The organism is Nocardia vulneris, from assembly GCF_001613425.1.
GTDB classification, from domain to species: Bacteria; Actinomycetota; Actinomycetes; order Mycobacteriales; family Mycobacteriaceae; genus Nocardia; species Nocardia vulneris.
On sequence record NZ_BDCI01000043.1, the window covers coordinates 64,722 to 88,619 of the forward strand.

The following is a 23,898-nucleotide window of genomic DNA, read 5'->3' on the forward strand; positions in this document are numbered from 1 at the left end:
TTTTCTCATGGAGGAGCTACCCGAAATCCGTATCGGCACCGCCGAGCGCGAGGATGCGATGCGGCGACTGTCCGATCATTTCGCGGCAGGGCGGCTCAGCGTCGCGGAATTCGACGAGCGCAGCGCGATCGTCGCGGCCGCCGTCACCCGCGGCGACCTGACGCAGGTGTTCACCGATCTGCCGGAGCCGCTCGCCAAAGCGGCTGCCGTGCCTGCGAAACCGGAGTCCGGGTTCCTGTCGGAATGGCCCGAGCGGGTGATGGCGGTGATCCCGATCCTTGCCGTCATCCTGTTCTTCCTCACCGGCAGCTGGCTCTGGTTCCTGGCGATTCCACTGGTCGGTGCGCTGCTGTTCGGCGGGCGGCACGGCGGGCACGGCGGCCATGGCGGTAGGCGCGAGCGCCGCAACCGGCGCGATCCCGGAATTGACTGACTGACGCCGATTTCTCGGGTCATGACCGGCCCGAGCCGGTCACCGTAGCGTCGAGACCATGACGCGATCCGCCAGGCTGCGCCGCTGGTTGCTGTATCCGCTCGCGGTCGTGGTGGCCCTGCTCCTGCTGTCGATCGCAGCGGGTTACGCGCACTACCGGCTCACGCTGTACAAGGCCGCGCCACGCCAGACCGGCAAGCTGGCGCTGACCGGTGCCACCGTGCTCGTCGGCGCGGACCTGACACCGCATCCGAACGCGACCATCCTGATCGAGCACGGCCTGATCACGGCGATCGGCCCGGACGTGGCGATACCGCAGGACGCCGCACGCCGGGATCTCACCGGCCGCACCGTGCTGCCCGGCCTGATCGATTCCCATGTGCACCTCAACGCGCCGGAAGTGCCCCGCGGCACAAACATCGGCCTGCTGGACATGCCGGGCATCGTCGCCGACTGGTACCGCTATCACCCAGACAAGCGGCGAAACTTCCTGCGCAACGGCGTGACCACGGTCCGGAGCATGGGTGACGAGAACGAATGGGTGCACACCCTGCGGCGCCGGATCGCCGAAGGCGACCTGGAAGGACCGCGCCTGCTGATCGCGGGACCGATCTTCAGCACACCCGGCGGCCATCCGGTCGCCACCATCGGCGTCGAGCCGAATTCGGACGCGGTACGGCTCCCCGACAGTCCCGAACGGGCGCGCGAAATGGTCCGTGCGCTGGTCACCGGCGCGGACCGGGTCGACCTGATCAAGGTGGTGCAGGAGCGCGGCAACCCGGAACGCACAGTGCTGGAACCGATCCGGCCCGATATCCTCGTGGCGATCATCGACGAGGCGCACCGGCACGACACGAAGGTCTTCGCGCACTGGGGAACTCGTGCCGACCTGGACGATCTGCTCGCGGCGGGTGTCGACGGGCTCGACCATCTGGAGGCTCGGGGTGTGCTGACCGGCTGGCCCGCGGGTTTCCCCGAAACCCTGGTGCGGCGCGGTATCACGCTCGCGCCGACCCTCGCGGTCACCGACCTGGTCTTCGACGAGCCGACCAAAGCGTCGATCCGGTTGCGGGTCAAGGAGTTTCGCGACGCAGGTGGGCGGATCATCGCCGGTTCCGACGCCGGGATGCCCGGCGTCTACGCCGGGCCGGGGCTGATCCGCGAACTCGAATTGCTCGTCGCCGCGGGTTTGTCCCCGCGCGAAGCGCTCATCGCAGCCACTGTGACGCCTGCCGCGGCCCTGCACGCCGACGCCATCGGGGTATTGGCGCCGGGCCGCGCCGCCGACCTGCTGGTCGTCCGCGGCGACCCGCTGACCGACATCACCGCGCTGCGCGCCGTCGACACGGTATTCCGGGACGGCCGCATCGTGCACGAAGCCGACCGATAGCCTCGACGTATCGAGCGGTGCCCGAGCGGGCGCCGCCGCACATCGTCGAGGAGCGCGGACACGGATGGAACCGATCGAGATCAACGCGGGCACTTGGTATCTGCGCGCGCTGCGCGCCGACGACCGCATCGACGATCGGCCCGCCCTGGCCCAGGGCGGCATCACCGACCCCGGCTACGTCGCCCTGCGCTTCGCGGGCTGGGTCGAGGAATCCCATTTCTCCTGGGCTGTCTGCGAACCGACCACCGCCGAACTGGTCGCCGAGGTCGGCGCGACCCCGGCGCCGGACGGCACCGCGAGACTCACCGGCTGGGCTCGTCCCGGTCATGAGCAGGCGCTCGATGCCGGCCTGAGCGCCGTTCAGCGGTTCGTCGAGGGCGCGCTCGGCTTACGCCCGCACACCGGCTGAGGGTGTTCGCACACCTCGCCGAGTCGTCACACTGCAACCCGCCGTGGCGACGCACGACCGGGTTCCGGCGAGGTGTGCGAAGTATGTCAGCCGAGCCGGTCGAGTACCCGGTCCAGCGCGTCGACCGCCTCGTCCAGTTCGGCGGCGGAGACGGTCAGCGGCGGGCGGAAGCGGATGCCACGCTCGCCGGTGCCGAGGATCAGCACCCGCTCCTGCTCGCGCAGCGCGGTGAGCACCTCGTCGCGCAGCGCCACCGAGGACACGGTGACCGCGCACATCAGGCCGCGACCGCGCGGCTCGCTGATGCTCGCATGCCGCTCGGCCAGCGACTCCAGCCGATCCAGCAGATGCGCGCCGAGCGCCTTGGCCCGATCGACCAGCGAATCCTGCTCCAGCACTTCGAGAATCCGCCGCACCCGCACCATGTCGGTGAGGTTGCCGCCCCAGGTGGAGTTGATCCGGGAGTTCACCACGAACACGTTGTCGGGCACCTCGTCGACGCGCCCGCCCGCCATCACACCGCACACCTGGGTCTTCTTGCCGAAGGCGACGACATCGGGCTGCACGCCGAGTTGCTGGTAGGCCCAGGTGGTTCCGGTCATGCCGACGCCGGTCTGTACCTCGTCCAGTACGAACAGCGCGTCGTTCTCGTGACAGAGCTGCTGCATCGCCTGCAGGAACTGCGGCCGCAGGTGCCGGTCGCCGCCCTCGCCCTGGATCGGCTCGGCGATGAAACACGCGATGTCGTGCGGGTTTTCGGCGAAGGCGCGGCGCGCCTGCGCCAGTGCCCGCGCTTCCACCTCGGCGATATCGTGCGCGTCGCTCAGGTACGGCGACTCGATGCGCGGCCAGTCGAACTTGGGGAACCGCGCGACCTTCACCGGATCGGTGTTGGTCAGCGACATGGTGTATCCGGTGCGGCCGTGGAACGCGCCGGTCAGGTGCAGCACCTTGGTGCCGAGTTCCGGTGCGCGGCCGTGCATCTCGTTGTGCCGGCTCTTCCAGTCGAACGCGATCTTGAGCGCGTTCTCCACGGCCAGGCCACCGCCGTCGATGAAGAACAGGTGCGGCAGCCGGGGATCGCCCAGCACGCGCACGAAGGTCTCCACGAAGCGGGCCATCTCGACGGTGTAGATGTCGGAGTTGCTCGGTTTGTTGATCGCGGCGGTCGCGATCTCCGCGCGGAACTCGGCGTCCTCGGCCAGCGCGGGGTGATTCATACCCAGGGCGTTGGACGCGAAGAAGCCGAACATGTCTAGGTAGGAGCTGCCGTCACGTTCGTCGACGAGCCGGCAGCCGCGGGACTTCTGTAGGTCGAGGACTAGTTCGAAGCCATCGGCGAGGATGCTGGCCGACAAGATCTCATGCACTCGGGCGGCGGGGGTGACCGCCGGGCGGGTGCGTTCCAGTTCGATGGTCACACCACCGAGGGTACGAAAATTTACGGAATCTGTACAGGAAAGCGGATTAATTACACGTAACGGCTACCTGTCATAGAATGTCTGCAGGATGATGGTGCTTCGAGTCCTGACGTTGGCGGTCGCCCTGATCTCCTGCAGCAGCTGCTCGAGGTGCCGCGGCGAGGCCACCCTGACCAACAGCATGTAGCTCTCGTCGCCTGCCACCGAGTGGCACGCCTCGATCCCGGGGATGTGCTGCAACACTGCCGGGGCATCATCCGGCTGCGACGGGTCGAGAGGAGTGATCGCGACGAATGCCGACAACAGCTGGCCGAGCGCCTCGGGGTCGACGTGCGCCGTGTATCCGCGGATCACACCGCGTGCTTCCAGCCTGCGCACCCGCGACTGCACGGCGGATACCGACAGGCTCGCCTTCTCGGCCAGGTTCGACAGCGTGGCGCGTCCATCGGCCATCAATTCACGAATCAGCAGGCGATCTATGTCGTCCAGTACTGGTCTTGCCGGTGTATCCGCCATCAGCGAAGGGTAAACCAGGCAACCCGGCTCGTGGCAGAAACCTCACCCCGATCCTCCCAAGACATGGGACAGATATGCCGCAATGCGGCCGAAAGGTACGGCGGAGCAACAGATGACAGATGTTCAGAGCGCCCACGACTCGCGGACGCGCGAGACCGCCCTCGGCGATCAGACCACCCGGGAACTCGCGGAGCGCGCCGCGGCGGTGCTGCGCGGACTCGGCGTCGAATCCCCCGAACCCGGCGACCTGCCCGCCCGCAGTCCGATCACCGGCGAGCGCCTGCTGACCCTGCGGGCCAGTGCACTGGACGAGGTCGATACCGCGATCGAACGGGCCGCCACCGCTTTCGGCGCCTGGCGCACGGTGCCCGCCCCGGTCCGGGCCGCGCTGGTGCGCAGGCTCGGCGAACTGCTCACCACGCACAAGAGCGAACTGGCCGAGCTCGTCACGCTGGAGGCGGGCAAGATCGGCGCCGAGGCCGCGGGTGAAGTGCAGGAGATGATCGACGTCTGCGAGTTCGCCATCGGCCTGTCCCGGCAGCTGTACGGGCAGACGATGCCGTCGGAGCGCCCGGGTCACCGGCTGATGGAGACCTGGCATCCGCTCGGCGTGGTCGGGGTCATCTCGGCGTTCAATTTCCCGGTCGCGGTCTGGGCCTGGAACACCGCGATCGCGCTGGTCTGCGGCGACACGGTGGTGTGGAAGCCCTCGGAGACCACTCCGCTCACCGCACTGGCCTGCCACACCCTGCTCCGGCGCGCCGCGACCGAGGTCGGCGCGGATCCCGAAGTGCACCAACTGGTTCAGGGCGCGGCCGAGGTCGGCGCCCGCCTCGTCGACGACGAGCGGGTCGCGCTGGTGAGCGCCACCGGTTCGGTACGGATGGGCAAGATCGTCGCGCCGCGGGTGGCCGAGCGGTTCGGCCGCTGCCTGCTGGAACTGGGCGGCAACAACGGCGCGATCGTCACGCCCTCCGCGGATCTGGAGCTCGCGGCGCGCGGCATCGTGTTCGCCGCGGCGGGCACCGCCGGGCAGCGGTGCACCACGCTGCGCAGGCTGATCGTGCACGCCGACGTGGTCGGCCCGTTGCTCGAGCGGATCGAAAGCGCCTATCAGCAACTGCGCGTGGGCAATCCGCTGGAGGACGGCGTCCTCGTCGGCCCGCTGATCGACGGCCGGGCCTATGCGGGAATGCGCGCCGCGCTGGACAAGGCGCTGGCCGACGGCGGCGAATTGATCTGTGGCGGTGAGCGAGTCGACGGGTTCGGCGAGGACGCGTACTACGTGCGCCCGGCGATCGTGCGGATGCCCGCGCAGACCGCGGTGGTGCGCGAGGAGACCTTCGCGCCGATCCTGTACGTGCTCACCTACCACGATTTCGACAGCGCGATCGCCCTGCACAACGCGGTGCCGCAGGGGCTTTCGTCGGCGGTGTTCACCGCCGACCAGCGCGAGGCCGAACGTTTCCTGGCCGCGGACGGCTCGGACTGCGGCATCGCCAACGTCAACATCGGCACCTCCGGCGCCGAGATCGGCGGTGCGTTCGGCGGCGAGAAGCAGACCGGCGGCGGGCGGGAATCCGGCTCGGATTCCTGGAAGGCGTACATGCGCCGGGCCACCAACACGATCAACTACTCCGCCGAACTGCCACTGGCGCAAGGGATCAAGTTCGGCTGATCGGCGATTACCCGCCGAATCCCCTGACGCGCCAGGGCAACGCCGCGGCCGGGTGGTCGGCACCGACCACCCGGCTTCGGCCGTTTCCGCGCTCCGGCACGCTCATTCGAGCACGACCGGCAGGGACTGCACGCCGCGGAAGGTGCTGCTCGGCCGCCAGCGCACCGCCTCGGCAAGCCGCATGTCCGGGTATCTGGCCAGAATTTTCTCGAACGCGAGCCGTGCCTCCAGCCGGGCGAGCGGCGCGCCGACGCAGTAGTGGATGCCGTGCCCGAACGCCAGATGCCCGCCCTTGGCGGCCTGTCCGATCCGGATGCGGTCCGGGTGCGTGAACCGGGCGGGATCGTGATTGGCCGCGAGCAGCGACACCGAGATCAGCTCGTCGGCCGGAATGTCGATGCCCGCCACCGTGATCGGCTCCGCCGTGTACCGCAGCGTGGACACGTGGACCGGGCCCTCGTAGCGGAGGAACTCTTCGATCGCCGCCGGAATCCGCTCGGGCTCCGCCGTGAGTTCGGTGTACAACGCCCGGTCCCGCAGCAGCGCGAGCAGGCCGTTGCCGATCAGGTTCACCGTCGTCTCGTGACCGGCCACCAGGATCAGGAACAGCATGGCGATGAGTTCCTGATCGCTGAGCTTGTCCCCCTCGTGATTGGCCAGGATCAGCTGTGACAGCAGATCCTCCCCGAGGTTCTTGGTGCGTTCGGCGATCAACCCGATCAAATAGGTGGCCAGTTCGACGCTCGCCGCGGCGCGCTGGGCGGCGGTGGCGTAGAACGGTGAGTCGGCGGCGTCGGGATCCTCGACGTTCTCCGCCGAGGTCGCGGTCATCGTGGTCGACAGCTCGCGGAACCGGTTCCGGTCGGCCTCGGGCACCCCGAACAGTTCGCAGATGACCGTGATCGGGATCGGCAGCGCGTAGCCCTCGATCAGGTCGACCTCGGGTGCGTCGGCCATCTTGTCGAGCAGCTCATCGGCCAAAGTCTCGATCCGCGGATGCAATTGATCGACCGTGCGCGCGGTGAAGGCCTTGCTGACCAGCCTGCGAAGCCGGGTGTGGTCCGGCGGGTCCGAGCTGAGCATGTGTTTCCACAGGTCGGTGCTCACCGCGGTCATTCCGTCGCTCTCGCCGCGCAGCCTGGTGGTGATCGGCGCGATGCTCGCCGCGTCCTTGCGCACCCGGTCGTCGGCGAGCACCGCGCGCCCGAGCTGGTAGTCGACCACCAGCCAGGTGGACAGTCCGTTGGGCAGCAGCACGTGATGAACCGGTCCTTGCGCGCGCAGCTCGTCGTAGACGGGGTAGGGGTTGTACAGGAACTCGGTGCCGAGTCTGATCAGTGGTTTGGTCATGAGAACTTCCTGTAGGTCGTACGGCTGCTGCCGTCACCGCTGGTGACGTGCAGGGGTTTCAGATCCCAGCTCTCCGCTACCAGCCGAGCCAGGAAGACCAATTCCTCGTCGGAGTGCGCCATTTCGGGCTTGAGGCTCTCCAGCACCCACTGGATCTTCCCGTCGAACTGGGAGAACCAGGTCGCGAGCGCGATCGGCTGCCGGTCGGCGCGCGGCGCGTCGATGCCCTGGAACACCCCGCGCATCATGAACATCGACGGGTTCGCGCCGTGGCGCATCGCGGTCGGCACGAACGAGTCGACCACGCCCATGTTGGAGCACATGCCGACGGTGATCGGCGCGGTGTCGGCCAGCCGCTCGACCACGCCCTCCGGCAGCACGTCGATGAGTTCGGCGGGCATGTTCCGCGGCCGCGAGATCGCACCGGAACCCACGTCGTGCGCGTTGGCGAACGCCGCCTTGCTCGCCACCCGCAGCGGCGCGAGATCGCCACGGTCCAGCCATTCCGGATCCACCACGATCGGCACGCGGGCAAAGGAATTCGAGTCGGCCTGGTCCTGCTCGCGCAGGATCCGCACCGCCGTCAGCAACACCAGTGCGCCATCCGGACCCACCAGCGCACAGTGCCGCAGCAGATCGGCGACCATCGCGAGGTAGAGCGTGTTGGGCGAGCCGCCGCGCTGCGCCGCGCGCGTATGCCATTGCGCCGCATCGAAAGTGACGACGACCGAACCCTCCCGCCAGCCGAGCGGCTCGCCCGCCGGGGCAGGTTCGCGCGCCGTCAACGCCCGCCGCACCGCCGCACGATGTCGCGGATCACGGGCCATCCGACGCGCTTCCGCCGTGACGCCGCGCGCGACGGCGACACTGCGGCGCAAGCCGTCCAGCAGATCGCCGCGGTGATCGATGACCGCACCGAGCGAGGCCGTCGTGGCGAGTTCGGGATGCACCAGCCCGGCGATCGCCATCAACCCCGCGTGCCCGTCGGCGATGGCGTGCGAGGCGATGACCGACCACACCATGCCGCCGGACCGGGTGGGCACCGCCGACATCCGCCAGCCGTAACCGTTTTCGGGGTCCAGCGGGTACTGCGCCTGGGTGTTCGCCCAGGCCAGCATGTCGCACTCGTCGATCGCGGCATGGTCGAGGCTCAGCGGCAGCGCGGCGTCGGCCGGCACCCAGCGCCAGCGCGCGAACGGCACCGCGGGCCGGTGCACCCGCCGCATGGACGGTCCCGCGCACAGGATCTCGTACATCGAGCGCAGTTGGTCGTCGGTGAGCCGGTTCGCCAGCACCACGACGGTCTGGCTGATCACCGGCACACCGTGGCCGTGATGGAATCGCAGGAATGCCTTGTCGGTGAGTCCGACGTACACCGGGGACATCAGGAGGCCGCCTTCGCGGTCAGCGCGGCCTCGAGTTCCGGTTCGGCCAGCCGCAGCATCCGTTCCTGCGCCACCATCGCGACCAACTGGCCTGCCCGGCTGAAGATCCGGCCCTGGGTGAAGGCCCGGCCGCCTTCGGCCGAGGGCGAGATCTCGTCGTAGAGCAACCAATCGTCGACCCGGCACGGCCGCAGGAACCAGATCGAATAGTCGAGCGCGGCGGTCTGGATGGCGATGCCCGGATACGGTGCGACCGCGGCGCCGAGCAAGGTCATATCGCTGGCATAGGTCAGCGCGCAGCTGTGAGTCACCGTGCAGGCCGGCAGCTCGCCGGTGTATCGCAGCCAAACCTGCTGGCGCGCAGCATGTGTCGGACCATCCGGGACCCGCCGGATATCCCAGCCCGCCCATTCGTTGCCTGCGTCGTCCGCGCCGATCCGCGGCAGCGCTTCCGGGTCGGGCGCGTCCGGGCACGGGTCGGCGTGGCGCACCCCGCGGTCACCCACGTGGTACGAGGCGACCATCAGGAAGGTCTCCTTGCCGTGCTGCACCGCCCGGATCCGGCGCACCGCGAACGAGCGCCCGTGCTTGACCGTGTCGACCAGGTAGTCGATCGGGACCTCCGGCGTGGTCGGCCGGACGAAGTATCCGTGGATCGAATGCACCATGAACTCGGCGGGCATCCCGGACGAGCCGGCCGCCAAGGCCCGGGCCGCCACCTCGCCGCCGAAAGTTCGCCTCAGTGCGGTGCGGTGCTGCCGTTTGCCGCGGAAGAAGTTCGGGTCGATTTCCTCTACGGCCATCGCGTCGAGTAGTTCAACCATGACGCCACCGTTCCCTTCGATTTCTGAATACCGATGAAGCTCATACCTGACCGTTTTCCGTCGTGCCGATGGCCCGTCTTTCAACGCTCGTACCGAATACAGTGAACCTGGGGCTAATGCTATTCAAGGCGGTGTAGTCCACCTCACAAGACATTACGGATTCTTTACAGAATCAGGCCGCTGACCGGTTAGAAGAGTGCTCAAAACATCCCCGCTCGCTTGGGATTATGCACAACGACTATCGACAGAATTGTCGCATTTTTCGCCCTCGGGACCATTCCCACAACCGGCGAATCGGAAATTATCAATTGCGCGAAACGGGCAAAGAATACATATATACAAGAGATCTCGGCGAGACCGACGGCCGAGAAGTGGCCGCCGACGATCCACCCGCAGTTACCGCCGTGCACACGGCAATTTCGGCACGTCTGGCGATTACGCGTCCAGGCCGCCGGATTCCCGAAGCGGGATCTCCTTCCAGCACAGCACGAGCACCGAGGCGAGTACCGCGAGGCCCGCGGACACCAGGTACACCGTCGACATGGCGTCGGCGAAGCCGGTCTTCAGTGGCGCCGCCAACACCGGATTCAACTGCTGGATGAGCGAACTGTCGTCGAGGATCCGCTGCACCGCCGACGGGTCGTGCCGGACCAGGCCCTGCGCGAACGCGACCTCGGCCGGATTGCCACTGTGCAGACCGGCCGCGACGGCCCGCTGATAGTCCGGATCGGTGGCCGCAGTCGCGACGGCCGCGTCCACCCGCGCGGGCAGCACGCCGAACAGCGTCGACAGCAGGGCCGCGACCCCCAGCGTGCCGCCGACCTGGCGGAAGAACGTCGCCGCCGCGCTCGACACCCCCATGTCCGCGGGAGCGGCGGCGTTCTGGATCGCCAAAGTAATGGGCTGCAACAGATTTCCGAGCCCGACGCCGGTGATCGCCATGAAGATCATGGTGCGCCAGAGCGGCGTTTCCGGCGTCAGGTAGTGGAACAGGAACAGACCGGCCGCCACAGCCGCAGTGCCGGCGAGGGGGAACACGCGATAGCGACCGGTCCGGCTGATCAGCCGGTTGGACACGGCCGAGCCCACCAGCAGCCCGACCACCATCGGCAACAGTTGCAGACCCGCCGCGACCGGACTGGCGCCCCGCACCACCTGGAGATACTGCGGCACGAGGATGATGCCGCCGAACAGCGCCGCCCCGACCACCAGCGCGATCACGACACCCAGCGCAAACGTGCGATTTCGGAACAGCCGCAACGGAATCAACGCGCCGTCACCCATTCTGGCCTCGATGGCGACGAACGCGATCAGCCCGATTCCACCGACCAGGTAGCAGATCACCGCGCCGGCAGCGGTCCAACCCCAGCTACGTCCCTGTTCCGCGACGATCAGGATCGGCGTGATGCCGACCGCGAACGCGGCGGTGCCCAGCCAGTCGACCGCGACCCGTTCTCGATCCGCCCGCGGAATCCTGACCACGCGATACACCACCACCAGCGCGATCAAGCCCACCGGAACATTGACCAAAAAGACCCAGCGCCAGCCGGTTACACCCAGAATGCTGTGCTGCCCAGCGAAGAGACCGCCGAGCACCGGGCCGATCACGCTGGCCAGGGCCCAGGTCGCCAAGAAGTGACCCTGATACTTCGCCCGATCCCGCGGGCTCACGATGTCCCCGAGCACCGCCGAGGCCAGCGACATCAGCCCGCCCGCGCCGACACCCTGGATCGCCCGGAACACCGCCAGCTCGTACATCGATTGCGCCACCGTGCACAGTAGCGATCCGCCCACGAAAATCACGATCGCGGCGAGCAGAAAAGGCCTGCGGCCGTACATATCCGACAATTTTCCGTACAACGGCGTGGTCAACGTTGCGGTGATCAGGTACGCGGTGGTGACCCACGCCTGCAACGAATACCCGGACAGATCGTCGGCGATGGTCCGCACCGCCGTGGCCGTGATGGTCTGATCCAGCGCCGCCATGAACATCCCGAGCACCAGGCCACTCAGGATGATCAACACCTGCCGATGGGTGAAGCCGCCCGGATTGTCCGAAGGGGCCGCCGCCGATTCGGTCCGCTGCGTCCGTTTCCCGGTATGCCGAATAGGCAGCGCCATGAGCGCCTCCTGAAATCAGAAGAGAGAGTGCATGATCGGTTGTCAGCGGTCGCTCTCGTCCCCGGACCGCGGCGGTGATCCGCCCAGAAGCTACGCAATGCGAAGTAGTCACGATAAACCTGACACGGCGTCTCAGGTAACCCGGTGTGTCGGCTATCTCACCGCCATCCCATTTGTGGCGTGCATCACGCCCATGCGGGCTTCGCCGCGGCACCGCACACCGCAAACAGACGCCCCGACCAGGCGTTTTCGCATCCGCCCCCGAGGTGTGTAAGGTTGGGGACACCCAACGCGGGGTGGAGCAGCTCGGTAGCTCGCTGGGCTCATAACCCAGAGGTCGCAGGTTCAAATCCTGTCCCCGCTACAGCACAGCCTAGGCCGGAGACTTACCAAAGTCTCCGGCCTGGGCTATTTTTCGGCCCGGGTCAGCGCGCCGGCTCGAGCTCGGCGTGCATGAGGTAGACGTTGTAGGTGTCCCATGCGGAGAGGGTGAAGTACAGGTCCGTGGCGGTCGACCAGGGATGGATGAAACCCCCGTACAAAGTCGGATAGTCCGCAGCCCCGACCAGCGTGACGGGATCGGTCCACGCGCCCTGCGGCGTCGCTGCGGTGCGCAGCACGATCGACGCGCGCGCGGGATCCAGATACATCATCTGCCACTGCCCCGTCGCCTCGTCGAACCGCACCGACAGCTCACCCGCCATTCCGGAAGCTATTGGGGTGGCATGATTTTCGGCAGCGGGTGCCCACGTCTCGCTGGCCCAGTACTGGTAGGCGGACTTGTTGAGCACCTCGTCCTTGGGCACCCTGGCCAGTCCGATCTGGCCGAAACGCCCGTTGGGCGTGCCGAACATGTAGACGTAGTCGCCCTGCGGCGCCATCGCCGTAACCTGGAACCGATTTTCCCCGAAGATGTTGTCCCACTTGGCATGCTGGCTCTTGGTCCAGGTCGAGCCGTTGTCGTCGGAGTAGGCGAGCCCGCCGTAGTTGGTCGACCATTTCCCCGGGGTTTCGTGCCAACGGTTCACCGACATGAAGCTCAGGTACTGGCGATTCCCGAGGGCGAACCCAGAGGTCGGGATGGCAGTGGTCTCCCAGTTGGTGATCTTGCGGCTGCTGAGCACTTCCGCGGCATGGCAGCGACTGTCCTGCACCATGTTGTCGATGATCAGTCCTTTGGACAGATCCCGATTGGTGCTGTAGCCGAGCACGTTGCTGCGCCAGTCCGGCCCGCCGACCGCGCCCGCTTCCCAGCCCTCGCCGAAAGTGCCACCGAAGACCACCGCGACCTCGCCTGGTCTGGTCTCCCAGACGATCCCGAGATCGGTGCCGTCGACCTGCCAGCGCATATCGGTACGGTTCTGCGATCCGTGCCCGGTCACCTGACCGACCAGGTCGACCGAACCTACTCGCGGCGCCGGCACCGGCTCGCTGACCGGACCGGGTTCGGCCGGATGCACCACCTCGGGTGGCGCGGCTGCGGCGGATCGCCCGGACCACCGGGAACCGGTATCGGAAACGGCTCCAACTCCGGCCGGATCCGTACCCCCGGCCACTCGATCCTGTCGGGTAGGGAACTCCCTGAACCCGAACCAGAATCCAGGCCCGAGCCCGAGCCCGAGGACGACCCGGTACCGCTGCCCGGGTCAGGCGCGGGCTCCTCGCGTCCAGGCGTATCCCGGATATCGGGACACGGATTCCGGCACGGATCAGCCGGTAGTGGCTGCGGTTCGATCCGGGTGTCGAGCTGCGGCGGATCGGGTACCGGCACCGGGATGATGTCGGGAATCCGCAGCGGGATATCGAGTGCGGCGGGGGCGGTACGGGAGCCGCAGACGGCGCTGCACTCTGCTCCGGCGTCCGCCGCAACGGATCGAATCCGGTCTCCCCGCAACTGTTCACCGGCGGCGGCGCCCACTAATACGTTTCGGCCCGCACAGCAGGCATCGGCAGGGCCAGCAACGCAGCAAGCACCACCCCGAACAGCGCCGACACGCGAGGCGCCGCCGCGTTCAAGACTGCCCAACCCGACCGGAGCCCCACACGTTATCGACCACCTATCGAATCAGGTCGTGGACGGCAAATAGACGCTGGAAAAGCGTAGCAAGGGGAAGCCGCGAAATCCGGCATCGACACCCCGACGAGGATCCCACTGGGACCACGTCTCGACGAGGTCTCCGGCAAGGTTGGCAGAAGCCATGGCTGCCTGATCTTCGAGCACGCGACGAAGAACGGGTACATTCACAGGACGTCGGCGGCCAACGGGGGGCTGGAAATGGCGAGTCGCCAAAAGACCTTGCCTTGCAAGAAGACCCGGATGGGGACCCACGACGCGAACCTCGACCGGATTGGTGACTGATTTGGACCACGTGAACCACGACACCGCAGACGAGCCGCCTGCCGCCGGACCGTGGCAGCTACGGTTCGAACCAGGGACGACGAAGGAAAACATCGCGCGCGTAGCGGATTTCGCTGTTGCAGAGGGTTTGTGCGATCCCGGCTCGGCGGAATTGCTCCGCGCGGGTCGGGATCCGCGGTACTGGTACTCCGGCGCGCTGGAACGCGCCGAGGTCGACGTACACCGTCTGGTCCTGCGCAAAGCGCTGGCCGACGAGCCACTGAGTGCCGCGGATCTCGACCCACTGCGCGACGCTGTCCAGCGGTTCGACGAATGGTTACGCACCCTCGCCTATCCGCGCGAAGAGATCTACGACGCGGACACCACGTTCTTCGATTTCGATTAGGCAGGAGCCGCGCATGACCGAGACCGCTACCCATCGGTGGCAGATCCTGTTCCCGGACGGACTGACCGAAGAACAGGTGGCTCACCTGGCACAATTCGCCGCGGACAGCGGCATCGAGCAAACGGCGAACGGTGTCGACGATCGTTCGGTGTTCCGCTACGAATACGACCGCGCGACGGTCGAGCTGTATCGCCACCTGTTCCAGAAGATTCTCGACGGTGCCGAGCTCACCGCGAACAATCGTCTGGTGCTCACCGATCGGCTGGCCGAACTCGATGATTGGGCCGAGTCCAGTACTGCGACAGACTGATTGACCCGCCCACACCCCGATGACGGCACGGCCGGGCGAGGTCGGACAGGGCGGCACGTGCCGTGTGGTTCACCGGGAACGATTGATCAATCCTTGTCGCGTTCCGTGCGCGCCTGCGCCTTCAGGGCGGCGCTCAACTGTGAGTCGGCTCGCAGGAGTTCGATGCCGATCAGTTCGCCGTCCGCGCCGAAGTCGAGTGCGGCGACCACCTCGTTGTCCGTGCTGTCTTGGACCGGGAGGGTTCGTGCGGCGTAGCGCGGGCCGGCGGTGTTCTGCCGTAGTGCGAGGTAGGCGACGTTGTGCTGGTCGTCCCAGGTCACGTAGTCGATGAGGTCGGGGTTCATGCTCGGATCCTTCGGTAGTCGTGGAGTCGCCGCAGCCGCTGCGGGCGGCTGCTGGTCGTGCGGGCGTGCGGTCCGCGCCGGTCAGCCGCGAAGCACGGTGAGTGGAGCCCGGGCCTGGTCGTGCGCACCCGAGTTCACCAGATCGTTGCGGCTCGTGACGCCCAGGGCGTCGTACAGGTTGCGGATGCGCCGATACATCGATCGTTCCGAAAGGTAGTTCTGCCGGGCGATTTCGGCGACGGTCATCGAGGTCTTCAGCATGCGCAGGAGGCGAGCGTCGAATTCGTCCAGCTCGGGCCGGCCGATCGGAGTGGCGGCGCGCAGGCCGTTCGGGACGGCGGGCGCGGCGTCGCGGGCGGGGCGCGGTTCGCGAGCGGCGGGGGCCCGATCGGGGACCGCGCCCAGGACCGGCGGACGCGGCCTTCTCGGCTGCGTGCGGACATGGTCGAGCAGCCGGGCGCGCAGCACCTCGGCTTGCCGCTCGATCGAGATCGCGAGGTTGATGACGAAGTTGGCGCCCGCCCGGATCGCCAGGTAGGTCGAATGACCGGTGACGTCGTTGGTGACCGCGACGAGCAGGGTCATGGCGTGCCGCGTCCGAATCGAGCGCAGCTTTTCGGCCTGGCACTCGGTGTGCACGGGGAGCACGATCGGCGCCCCCTCGGTGTCGTGGCGGACGCCCAACTCGTCGTACTCGGCGAACTCGAGCCGGAACGGCGCGGCGAACAGACTGCCCCACCGCCCGTCCGCCGGATCCAGATAGTCGCGCAGGCTCGGATGCGCGAACGCGGTGGTCGTGGCCGGCGCCTCGATGCCCTGACTCAGCTGCAAAGCGTTCATGGAAACCCCCACCTTTTGTCCTTACTGTGTCTAGTCACGGGATTAGACGCGGCCGATACCCGATCGGTTCCATTTCGGGGCAACAGATTTGAGAAGCTCTCGCAGCGGCCCCGGCGGCGGTCGCACGGAAGACGTTGCCGCAGCACAGGCCACCATGCGCATAAGCTATGATGAGTGCACGTCAGGTACGAACTTCGGCGTGCGGCAACGAGATCCCGCACCACGCCGGCGGGCCGTCCAGTGTTGCTCCCGGTCCCGAGTTCGTCGCCCTCGGCCGACTCGGTGCGCGATCGAGGTTCGGATGGCCGCGGCGGTGTCGGAAAATCAGACCGATTCGGGCTGATTGAGCCGCCGGCGAACGGGTATTGCCTGCGCGACTTGTCCACTGAACCCTGAGAGACGACAGTGCCTCTGCTCACGCCCGATCCCGTCCGCAGCGATGCCGCGGTGGCCGGTCCCGCACCCGCTCCCGCGCCGTTCGCCCCGATGCCGGCCCCGCGCGGCCGCGTACTCGGCCGCCGCCGGACCTGGCACGGCTTCGGCGTGTCCGTGCTCGCCCTCGTCATCACCGCCGGCGTGGTCGCCCTGTGCCTCGCCCTGCCCGCGCAGGCGCCGCTCGTGGTGGCCGTGCTCGGCATTCTCACGCTGACCCCGCCGGCCACCCTGGCCGTCACGGTCTGCCGCCACCGCAGGCCGAACGCCTGACGCGTAGTCCCGACAGCGAAGCGACCCGGAACCGATGCGGTTCCGGGTCGCTTCTCATATGCCTGGGAGCGTGGCCTTTACGCTCGACCAGGCGCGCGGCCTACTGCCCAGGCCGCGCTGCTTCACACCTGCGGCGGCTCGATTCCGAGTTCGCGCAAGCTGTTTCGGTACACCTCCACGTTGGCGAGCTTGACGCCCTCGTAGCCACGCACCGTGTCGGCCAGCGCGGCGGCCTGGACCGCGCGGTCGTAACCCGCCTCGTCGAGCGAACCCGCCAGTGCCAGCACCATTTCGGTGTAGTGCGCCAGCAGTTCCCGCTCGACGCGACGAACGTGCGCGTAGCCGAAGATGTCGAACTTGGTGCCGCGCAGCCGCTTTCCCTTGGCCAGGACCTTGAGGGCGAGATGCCCGCGCGGCCCGATGCCGATCTTCTTCTTGCGGCCCATGGCGCGCAGGATCGGCGGGTGCAGCTTGTAGGTGAGGTTGGTGCCCTCGGGCAGCTGACCCGCCACCTGGTCCAGGAAGGCCGGGTCGATCAGCTGCCGCGCGACCTCGTACTCGTCCTTGTACGCGGTGAACTTGAACAGACCCCGCGCCACCTGCTCACTGAACTCGGTACGACCGGTGACCTGCTCCTGCGCCGTCCACACCCGCTGCATCGTCGACACGTAGTCCCGGGCCACCCGGACACCCTGGAACCCGATCAGCTCCCCGGCGCGCAGCTCGATCAGCCGCCGGGTCTCACCGGTGGCGGTCAGCGTGTCGAAAAGGTCTGCCGGAACCTTGATCTCGGCCCGCTCCGCCTGCGGACGGCCGATCGCCGCCGCGAACTCGTCCGGGCGCGCGACCGCGACCCGGCCCCACCGGAAGGCCGCGATGTTCGCGTTCACGGCGACCCCGTTGATCTCGATGGCCTCCTCGATCGACGCCGCGGGCAGCCGCAGGCCGCCGAGCTGGTAGGCGGCGCCGACCATCAGGAAGTTGGCCGCCGCCGTGTTGCCGAACAGCACCTCCGCCGCGCCGAGCGCGTCGAACGAGCGCAGTTCCCGCGAGGCCTGGTCGAGCCGGGACAGCAACGCGGGCGTCTCCGGGTACTGCACCGACTTGTCGTAGACCATGTCCCCGGTCGGGGTCTTGCTGGTGGAGGCGACCGAGAGGGTGTTCTCCTTCGACCCGTAGGCCAGGTTCTTGTTGTCGGTCGCGGTGAGCAGGTCGAAGGCGACGATGCAGTCCGCGGAGCCGGGGGTCAGCCGGTTCGCGGGCTCCAGTACGCCCGCGACGAACCGCAGGTGCGAGACGACGGGGCCCGCCTTCTGGCTGAGCCCGATCTGATCCAGGCTCGCCACGTCGTAGCCCGCGCGCAGCGCCGCCGTCGCCAGCACCTGGTTCACGGTGACGATGCCGGTACCGCCGATGCCGGCGAGGAAGACATTCTGCGTCGTGGTCGGCGGATCCTGCCGGAGGTCCGCCAGCACGGGCGGGGTCGGACGCTGAGTGCTCTTGCGCTTCTCGGCTTTCCCGGGCTCGGGCAGCTCCACCGTGACGAAGGACGGGCAGTCCCCGTCGAGGCAGCTGTAATCGGTGTTGCACGAGGTCTGATCGATCCGGGTCTTACGGCCGAACTCGGTGTCCACCGGCTGCACCGACAGACAGTTGCTCTTCACGCCGCAGTCACCGCAACCCTCGCAGACCGCCTCGTTGATGACCACCCGGGTCTGACGCACCGGCAAGGTGCCCCGCTTGCGCTGACGGCGCGCGTCGGCGGCGCAGTGCTGGTCGTAGATGAGCACGGTGACGCCCGGGATCTCGCGCAGGATGCGCTGCGCTTCGTCGAGCCGGTCGCGGTGCCACAACCGGGTGCCCGCGGCCAGGTCACGCTTGCGGTACTTCTTCGGCTCGTCGGCGCAGATGATGATCTGCGCGACGCCCTCGGTGGCGAGCTTGTGCGTCAGCCGCGGCACCGCGAGCGCGCCCTCGGCGTCCTGCGCGCCGGTCATCGCGACGACGTCGTTGTAGAGAAGCTTGAAGGTGATGTTCACCTTGGCCGCGACACACGCCTGCACGGCGAGCTGGCCGGAGTGGAAATACGTTCCGTCGCCGATGTTCTGGAACAGGTGCGGCACGTCGGTGAACGGCGCCTGACCGATCCACTGCGCGCCTTCACCGCCCATCTGGGTGAGGCCGGTGACCTTGCTGTCCTCGCGACCGGACATGGTCACCATGGTGTGACAGCCGATGCCACCGCCCGCCAGCGAACCCTCCGGCACGGCGGTCGAGCGGTTGTGCGGGCAGCCGCTGCAGAAGTAGGCGGCGCGCTTGGCAGGCAGCACGGCCAGCGACAACGGCTGTGGCAGCGGTCGTTTCATGTCCACGAAACCGTCGAGCGCCCGGCACAGCGGCTTGGCGATCCGGCCGGTGGTGAGTTCGCCGTCCTGGCTGAACAGCGGGCGGCCCGCGGCGTCGCGCTTACCGATGATCTCGGGGGCATCGGCGGTGCCGTAGAGGATTTCGCGCAGCTGCGTCTCGATGAACGCCGTCTTGTCCTCGACCACGACCAATCGGGTGAGGCCCTTGGCGAACTGCCGGACCCGTTCCGGCGCAATCGGATACGGCATACCGATGCGCAGCAGCCGTACCCCGGCCCGCATCAGCGCCTCGTCGTCCACGCCCAGGTCGATCAGCGCCTGCCGCACCGCGTCGAAAGTCGTTCCGGTGGCGGCGATCCCGATCGTGGCCTGGGCCGGATTCACCTCGATCACGTCGAGTTCGTTGAGCGTGCTGTACGCCTTCACCGTCTCCCAGCGCGGCCCGTACAGGTCCGCCTCGGCGATCACGCTGTCGGTCGGCGCGGCCATCGGACGCTGCAGGTAGTTGAACGGGCGCCCCTCCCAGGTGATCTCGGGCACCGTGATGTCGATATCGCCCACGTTGCCCTCGACCGTCCAGGCGCCGTCGGCCACATCGGCGACGATCTTCAACGCGACCAGGCAGCCGGAGGCGCGCGACAGCGCGACCCCGTGCAGACCCATCGTGATGATCTCGCGGGCATTGCGCGGGAACAGCACCGGAATACCCATCGCGGCCAACGAGCGTTCGCTCACCGCGGGCACCGTCGAGGACTTGGAGGCCGGGTCGTCGCCGACGAGCAGCAGCACGCCGCCGCGCGCGTTCGCGCCGTACATATTGGCGTGCCGCAACGCATCCGTCGCGCGGTCCAGACCGGGGCCCTTGCCGTACCAGACGCCGACGACACCGTCGTGCGTGGCCGCACCGGCCGGCAGGTCGGCCTGGCTCCCCCACACCGAGGTGGCCGCGAGTTCCTCGTTCAAGCCGGGGACGAATGCGATGTCGTGCTCGGCCAGCACATTCGGCATGCCGCTGAGCATCTTGTCGACGCCGCCGAGCGGGCTGCCCTGGTATCCCGAAACGAAGGTGCCGACCCGGCGCCCGGCGCGCAGATCGCGCACGTGCTGCTCCACCAGCTGTCGGGCAATCGCCTGGACGCCAGTGAGGACAACGGTGCCCGCGCCGACGCGGTAACGGTCGGCGAGGTCATACGGAGCCGGGATCAGGTCGTGATCGGCGAGCTCGGTCATTCGGTCCACCTCCGGTCAGCACCGATCGGGCGCCTTCCTAGTTGAGCACTTCTTGCCGCATACCCTGCCTTTAAAGCGCTACTTGAACAACCTTTGTTCACTTTGTTGAGCATGTTGCCCAATTTGATCACCTGTGAATGGGCACACACTATGCATGATGTGCGGTCTGTTGTGACTGCCACCACTCGGCCGTGCCGCGCGGCCCGCACGCCCGCGGTGTTACCGGCGCGGCAGAGATCGCGGCGACATTCCGGCGAACGCGCGCAGCGCCGACTCGGCGACCCGCCCTATCGGCGGCGACAGCGCCGGTCGGCGTGCGCGCCGATGCCTACCGCGATTCGCCACGCCAGCCCTACTGCGGTGATAGCAAACGGCTTCCGTCACCGGCGGGCAGGAGTTGCGCCGGTTTGGCAATAGTGATCTTGTGCAGGTGCACAGGTAGCGCATTGTTACTTGTCCAATATGCCGGGGCCGGGTGCGCGGGGCCGCGGTCGCGACGCTACTTTCGCTGCGGATGGTGCCGCCTGCTGCGGCGATCCGCAGCGTCGAGTCGAAAGGTGGTGTGCCGGTCCGCCCCTCGGTGCGGCTGTGGGTTCCTGCTTACCGTCCGCGCAGCGAACGATGACGTTCGCGGCGATCTCTCCATGCAGTGGTGGTCCGTCCGAACTGCCGAACGAAAGTCGGGGTCGGCGAGTCGATGACGGCCGAGATTCGAAGGAAAGCCGTGCGAAGAGTTCCGTTCAGGATCGCGATCCTGATGTTGAGCATTGTCTCGATGGGCCTGGTCGGCCTGCCCGCGACGACCGCTCAGCCGCTTTACCCCACCCCTGATCCGGATGCGTTCTACAGTGCGCCAGCGAATTTGGCGGACCTGAAACCCGGTGATGTCGTGCGTTCTCGCAAGATCGACACCGGCCCGTACGTCGGGACCGAGGGCTGGCAGGTCGCCTTCCGGTCCACCAATTCCCAGAGCAAGCCGGTCATGGGCGTGACCACGGTGCTGCTGCCGCTCGGCGTCAAGAACCCGCCGCTGGTCTCCTACCAGGCGCTCATCAACTCCCTTGGCACCCAGTGCAACCCGTCCCGCTCGCTGTTCAACGGCGAACTGCAGGACGCGGTCGGCGCGATGCTGCCGATCGGGCGCGGCTGGGCGGTCTCGCTGCCCGACTACCTCGGCCCCACCTCGGCCTACGGCGCCGCCCGGCTCAGCGGCATGATGACGCTGGACAGCGTGAAAGCCGTGCAAAAGGTGACCGAACTCGGACTCGGCAATTCGCCTGTCGCCATTGCGGGTTACTCCGGCGGCGGCATGGCCACTGCCTGGGCGGCCGCGTTGCAGCCCACCTACGCCCCCGACCTGAAGCTCACCGCGGCGGTCGCGGGCGGCATCCCCGCCGATCTCGAGGAGATGGCGATGGCACTGGGCTTCGCGCCGCATCCGGGCTTCGGCCTGGCCTTCGCCGCCGCGATGGGACTGGAACGCGAATACCCGGAGCGACTGCCGGTTTCGGATCAGCTCAACGAAAACGGTTTGTGGTTCCGGGAATTCACCCATGACGCCTGCCGCCGGTTCCTGCTGTTCCACGGCGCGTTCCGCAACGCCGAGCAGATGGCCGCGTCGAAGAGCCTGATGGACAGCCCGGTCGCGCATCAGGTGCTGCGGGAGAACAGCCTGCGCTACTACGACGGCGTCCCCAGCATCCCCACCTTCATCTGGCAGGGCCGCTTCGATGAAATGACCTTCTTCCCACCGGTCGCCGAGGTCGTCGACCGCTATTGCAAGGCAGGCGCCCGAGTCGAGTTCCGGCCCTACGAGATCGCCGAACACCTGACCACCGCCGCCGCGGGCTTCGTCGAAGCCTGGAACTACGTGGAGGCCCGCTTCCGCGGCGACCCCGCTCCCACCACCTGCTGATCACCTGAAAAGTGGCCCCGGAGTTGAACTCCGGGGCCACTGCCGTGTCTGGCCGGCAGGCAGGACGTGCACGGTTCAGGCCACGCCCAGGTGTGCAGCGGGATGCCGGAGGCTCAGCTGATGTTGCGGACCTGTTCTTCGTATTCGGCGCGGGTCTTCTCGTCGGCGGGGTGCAGGGCGCGGTCGCCGTCGAAGAGGCGGCGGACCAGGCGGACGGCACGTTCGGGGGCGGCGGCGAGGGCGACGTCGATGGGGCCGAGGTAGTTGGGGACGGCGACCTCGGCCTTGCGGGTGTCGACGGTGCGCACGATGGCGGCGGCGACGTCCTCGGGATCGACGGTGGGCATGCCGTGGCCGAGGGTCAGGCCGGAGGAGAGCCGGGTGCGCACCGCGGAGGGCAGCACGCAGCTGACGCTGACGCCCTGCGGTGCGAACTCCAAACGCGTTGCGGCGGAAAGGCCTACGGCGGCGAACTTGCTCGCGTTGTAGACCGCGAGGCCGGCCACCGGGATCTTGCCCGCCAGCGAGGCCACGTTGACGATATGACCGCGACCGCGCTCGATCATGCCGGGCGCGACGGCGCGCATGCCGTGGATCAGACCCCACACGTTGATGTCCATCGTGGCCTGGCCCACCACATCCGGCTCGTCGAGGAACGCGCCCGCGGGCATCACACCCGCGTTGTTGACGAGGAGGTCGACGCCGCCGAGATCGGCGATCACCTTGTCCCACTGGCCCCGGGAACGCACGTCGAGTTCGACGGCCACGGCACCCAGTGCGGCAGCGGCGGTTTCGGCGGCGGCGGTATCGACATCGGCGATCACCACCTCGGCGCCCTTGGCCGCGAACAGTTCCGCGGTGGACTGCCCGATGCCGCGGCCGGCGCCGGTGATCAGCACCCGCGCGCCTTTCAGAGCGATGCCGGGGTAACCGTGACCGAGAATTCTCATGCGAAGGCTCCTTGTTCGACCGCACGGCGTGTGCTGGTCAGGCTGTGCTGGAAGGTGTCGAGACGGCGGCGGCCGTCCATGAAATTGGGGCCCATGACCGCGAGATCCGCCGCGGTCGCATCGATGCGCAGCACCTTGGTACCGGTGGCGCGCAACTGGGCGATCTCCGCATCGAGCGCGGCACTCATGCGATTGCGCAGCTGCCGTTCGAGGAAGTGACCCGGGCCGCTCGCGGGGATCTTCCCGGTCGAGGCCATCGGCGCGAGCACGACGAGTTCGTCCAGCTGTGCCGGCGCGAGCAGATCCACCGAGGCGGTCGAACCCGCGCCGCCGTCGATGAACCGGCGGCCGTCGATCGCGACCGGCGGAAACCATCCGGGTACCGCCCACGAGGCGCGCAACGCGGCCCCCAGCGGTGCCGTCGGTGCGTCGGGTGCGCCGAACGGAACCCGCTGTCCCGTCGCGTAATCCATGCTCACCAACCAGGTCGCCGGATGCGGTACCCAGGCGCGGCCGGGATTGAGCCGCTCGGCCAGCTGTTGCAACCAGCTCGCGTCGCCACCGCCGACCGGCAGCAACCCGCTGCCCGCGGTGAGTAGCCGCTGCCCGGACTCGGTGCGCCGCAACGGCAATCGGAGGGAGCCCGGGCGCGGCCGCGGCACGGGCGGGAACCGTCCCGGACCGGACCGCAGGTGCGCGGTGAGGATCGGGTTCGCCGAGGTGCCGTCCTGCATCGCGACCAGCTCCGGCACCGCGACACCGCTACCCAGCATGGTGACCAGCTCCGCGCCCGCCGAGGTGCCGATCAGGACGTCGGCCGCACGCGGATCCCAGTCGAGCACGTCGCGCACCGCGGCGAGCGCCGCGACGATCCAGGCGGCACCGAGCGTGCCACCACAGCCGATGGCCAGGCCGCGTCGCTGCGACCCGTTCTTGTTACCCATGGTCTCAAACACTAGCAGAATTC

20 protein-coding genes, 1 tRNA gene and 1 pseudogene are annotated in these 23,898 nt (G+C 68.0%); 10 read left to right on the forward strand and 12 right to left on the reverse strand.

The features are described from left to right. The first annotated feature begins 7 nt into the window (after positions 1-7). From NVU01S_RS37110 to NVU01S_RS37120, 3 genes are all read left to right on the forward strand, one after another. Positions 8-433, forward strand: a complete 426-nt coding sequence (locus NVU01S_RS37110) for a DUF1707 SHOCT-like domain-containing protein (protein WP_043672073.1) — start codon at positions 8-10, stop codon at positions 431-433. Positions 434-491: 58 nt separating this feature from the next. Next, positions 492-1,823 (forward strand): amidohydrolase family protein, encoded by a 1,332-nt coding sequence (locus tag NVU01S_RS37115; RefSeq protein WP_043672075.1) that lies wholly within the window; start codon positions 492-494, stop codon positions 1,821-1,823. A 64-nt stretch (positions 1,824-1,887) separates the two neighbouring features. Next, a complete protein-coding gene (locus tag NVU01S_RS37120) occupies positions 1,888-2,232 on the forward strand; it encodes a hypothetical protein (RefSeq protein WP_043672077.1) in 345 nt (114 codons plus the stop codon). A gap of 86 nt (positions 2,233-2,318) precedes the next feature. On the opposite strand, the gene lat is transcribed toward NVU01S_RS37120, so the two are convergent. Both lat and NVU01S_RS37130 read right to left on the reverse strand, forming a co-directional pair. Continuing rightward, a complete protein-coding gene (lat, locus tag NVU01S_RS37125) occupies positions 2,319-3,653 on the reverse strand; it encodes an L-lysine 6-transaminase (RefSeq protein ID WP_052280700.1) in 1,335 nt (444 codons plus the stop codon). Positions 3,654-3,716: 63 nt separating this feature from the next. Then, a complete protein-coding gene (locus tag NVU01S_RS37130; RefSeq protein WP_014981966.1) occupies positions 3,717-4,169 on the reverse strand; it encodes an Lrp/AsnC family transcriptional regulator in 453 nt (150 codons plus the stop codon). 112 nt (positions 4,170-4,281) lie between these two features. On the opposite strand from NVU01S_RS37130, the gene amaB reads away from it, so the two are divergent. Further along, positions 4,282-5,847 carry an L-piperidine-6-carboxylate dehydrogenase gene (gene amaB / locus NVU01S_RS37135; RefSeq protein WP_244467290.1) on the forward strand — a complete coding sequence of 522 codons (1,566 nt, stop codon included), beginning with the start codon at positions 4,282-4,284 and terminating at the stop codon, positions 5,845-5,847. Positions 5,848-5,949: 102 nt separating this feature from the next. Here the strand turns inward: amaB and NVU01S_RS37140 are convergent, their stop codons facing one another. The 4 genes from NVU01S_RS37140 to NVU01S_RS37155 form a co-directional block, all read right to left on the reverse strand. After that, on the reverse strand, positions 5,950-7,197 hold the full coding sequence (locus tag NVU01S_RS37140; RefSeq protein ID WP_043672081.1) for a cytochrome P450 family protein: 1,248 nt from the start codon (positions 7,195-7,197) through the stop codon (positions 5,950-5,952). Then, positions 7,194-8,582, reverse strand: a complete 1,389-nt coding sequence (locus NVU01S_RS37145; protein WP_052280701.1) for a hypothetical protein — start codon at positions 8,580-8,582, stop codon at positions 7,194-7,196. The genes NVU01S_RS37140 and NVU01S_RS37145 overlap by 4 nt, the downstream gene beginning before the upstream one ends. Beyond that, positions 8,582-9,406 (reverse strand): acyl-CoA thioesterase, encoded by an 825-nt coding sequence (locus NVU01S_RS37150; RefSeq protein ID WP_043672084.1) that lies wholly within the window; start codon positions 9,404-9,406, stop codon positions 8,582-8,584. Before NVU01S_RS37150 ends, NVU01S_RS37145 begins: the two co-directional genes overlap by 1 nt. Positions 9,407-9,841: 435 nt before the next feature. Beyond that, complete coding sequence (locus NVU01S_RS37155; RefSeq protein WP_052280702.1) at positions 9,842-11,527, reverse strand: MDR family MFS transporter; 1,686 nt, start codon at positions 11,525-11,527, stop codon at positions 9,842-9,844. 290 nt (positions 11,528-11,817) lie between these two features. Between NVU01S_RS37155 and NVU01S_RS37160 the strand changes: the two genes are divergently transcribed. Next, a tRNA-Met gene (locus NVU01S_RS37160) sits at positions 11,818-11,891 on the forward strand. Positions 11,892-11,952: 61 nt separating this feature from the next. Here the strand turns inward: NVU01S_RS37160 and NVU01S_RS37165 are convergent. Further along, positions 11,953-13,474 (reverse strand): annotated as a pseudogene (locus NVU01S_RS37165) (glycoside hydrolase family 183 protein). 292 nt (positions 13,475-13,766) lie between these two features. On the opposite strand from NVU01S_RS37165, the gene NVU01S_RS45520 reads away from it, so the two are divergent. Genes NVU01S_RS45520 through NVU01S_RS37175 form a run of 3 tightly spaced genes read left to right on the forward strand, consistent with a single transcriptional unit; the run spans position 13,767 to position 14,581 of the window. Continuing rightward, positions 13,767-13,886 carry a toxin C-terminal domain-containing protein gene (locus tag NVU01S_RS45520; RefSeq protein WP_373864241.1) on the forward strand — a complete coding sequence of 40 codons (120 nt, stop codon included), beginning with the start codon at positions 13,767-13,769 and terminating at the stop codon, positions 13,884-13,886. Further along, a complete protein-coding gene (locus tag NVU01S_RS37170; protein WP_156161613.1) occupies positions 13,879-14,271 on the forward strand; it encodes a hypothetical protein in 393 nt (130 codons plus the stop codon). The genes NVU01S_RS45520 and NVU01S_RS37170 overlap by 8 nt, the downstream gene beginning before the upstream one ends. A gap of 13 nt (positions 14,272-14,284) precedes the next feature. Next, positions 14,285-14,581 (forward strand): hypothetical protein, encoded by a 297-nt coding sequence (locus NVU01S_RS37175; RefSeq protein WP_043672089.1) that lies wholly within the window; start codon positions 14,285-14,287, stop codon positions 14,579-14,581. Between the two features lie 86 nt (positions 14,582-14,667). On the opposite strand, the gene NVU01S_RS37180 is transcribed toward NVU01S_RS37175, so the two are convergent. Together NVU01S_RS37180 and NVU01S_RS37185 are read right to left on the reverse strand one after the other, a co-directional pair. Next, positions 14,668-14,925, reverse strand: a complete 258-nt coding sequence (locus NVU01S_RS37180; protein ID WP_043672092.1) for a DUF2283 domain-containing protein — start codon at positions 14,923-14,925, stop codon at positions 14,668-14,670. An 81-nt stretch (positions 14,926-15,006) separates the two neighbouring features. Beyond that, a complete protein-coding gene (locus tag NVU01S_RS37185) occupies positions 15,007-15,765 on the reverse strand; it encodes a helix-turn-helix transcriptional regulator (protein WP_052280703.1) in 759 nt (252 codons plus the stop codon). A 405-nt stretch (positions 15,766-16,170) separates the two neighbouring features. Between NVU01S_RS37185 and NVU01S_RS37190 the strand changes: the two genes are divergently transcribed. After that, positions 16,171-16,470, forward strand: a complete 300-nt coding sequence (locus NVU01S_RS37190) for a hypothetical protein (protein WP_043672094.1) — start codon at positions 16,171-16,173, stop codon at positions 16,468-16,470. A gap of 122 nt (positions 16,471-16,592) precedes the next feature. On the opposite strand, the gene NVU01S_RS37195 is transcribed toward NVU01S_RS37190, so the two are convergent. Then, entirely contained in the window at positions 16,593-20,066 is a 3,474-nt protein-coding gene (locus NVU01S_RS37195; RefSeq protein ID WP_043672097.1) for an indolepyruvate ferredoxin oxidoreductase family protein, read from the reverse strand. 757 nt (positions 20,067-20,823) lie between these two features. Between NVU01S_RS37195 and NVU01S_RS37200 the strand changes: the two genes are divergently transcribed. Beyond that, positions 20,824-21,981, forward strand: a complete 1,158-nt coding sequence (locus NVU01S_RS37200; RefSeq protein ID WP_043672244.1) for a lipase family protein — start codon at positions 20,824-20,826, stop codon at positions 21,979-21,981. A gap of 113 nt (positions 21,982-22,094) precedes the next feature. Here NVU01S_RS37200 and NVU01S_RS37205 read toward each other — a convergent pair whose 3' ends face one another. Together NVU01S_RS37205 and NVU01S_RS37210 are read right to left on the reverse strand one after the other, a co-directional pair. Continuing rightward, the gene (locus tag NVU01S_RS37205; RefSeq protein WP_043672100.1) at positions 22,095-22,931 is read right to left on the reverse strand and encodes an SDR family oxidoreductase; all 837 of its coding nucleotides are present in this window, start codon (positions 22,929-22,931) and stop codon (positions 22,095-22,097) included. Beyond that, entirely contained in the window at positions 22,928-23,875 is a 948-nt protein-coding gene (locus NVU01S_RS37210; RefSeq protein ID WP_043672103.1) for a patatin-like phospholipase family protein, read from the reverse strand. The genes NVU01S_RS37205 and NVU01S_RS37210 overlap by 4 nt, the downstream gene beginning before the upstream one ends. Positions 23,876-23,898 lie beyond the last annotated feature (23 nt).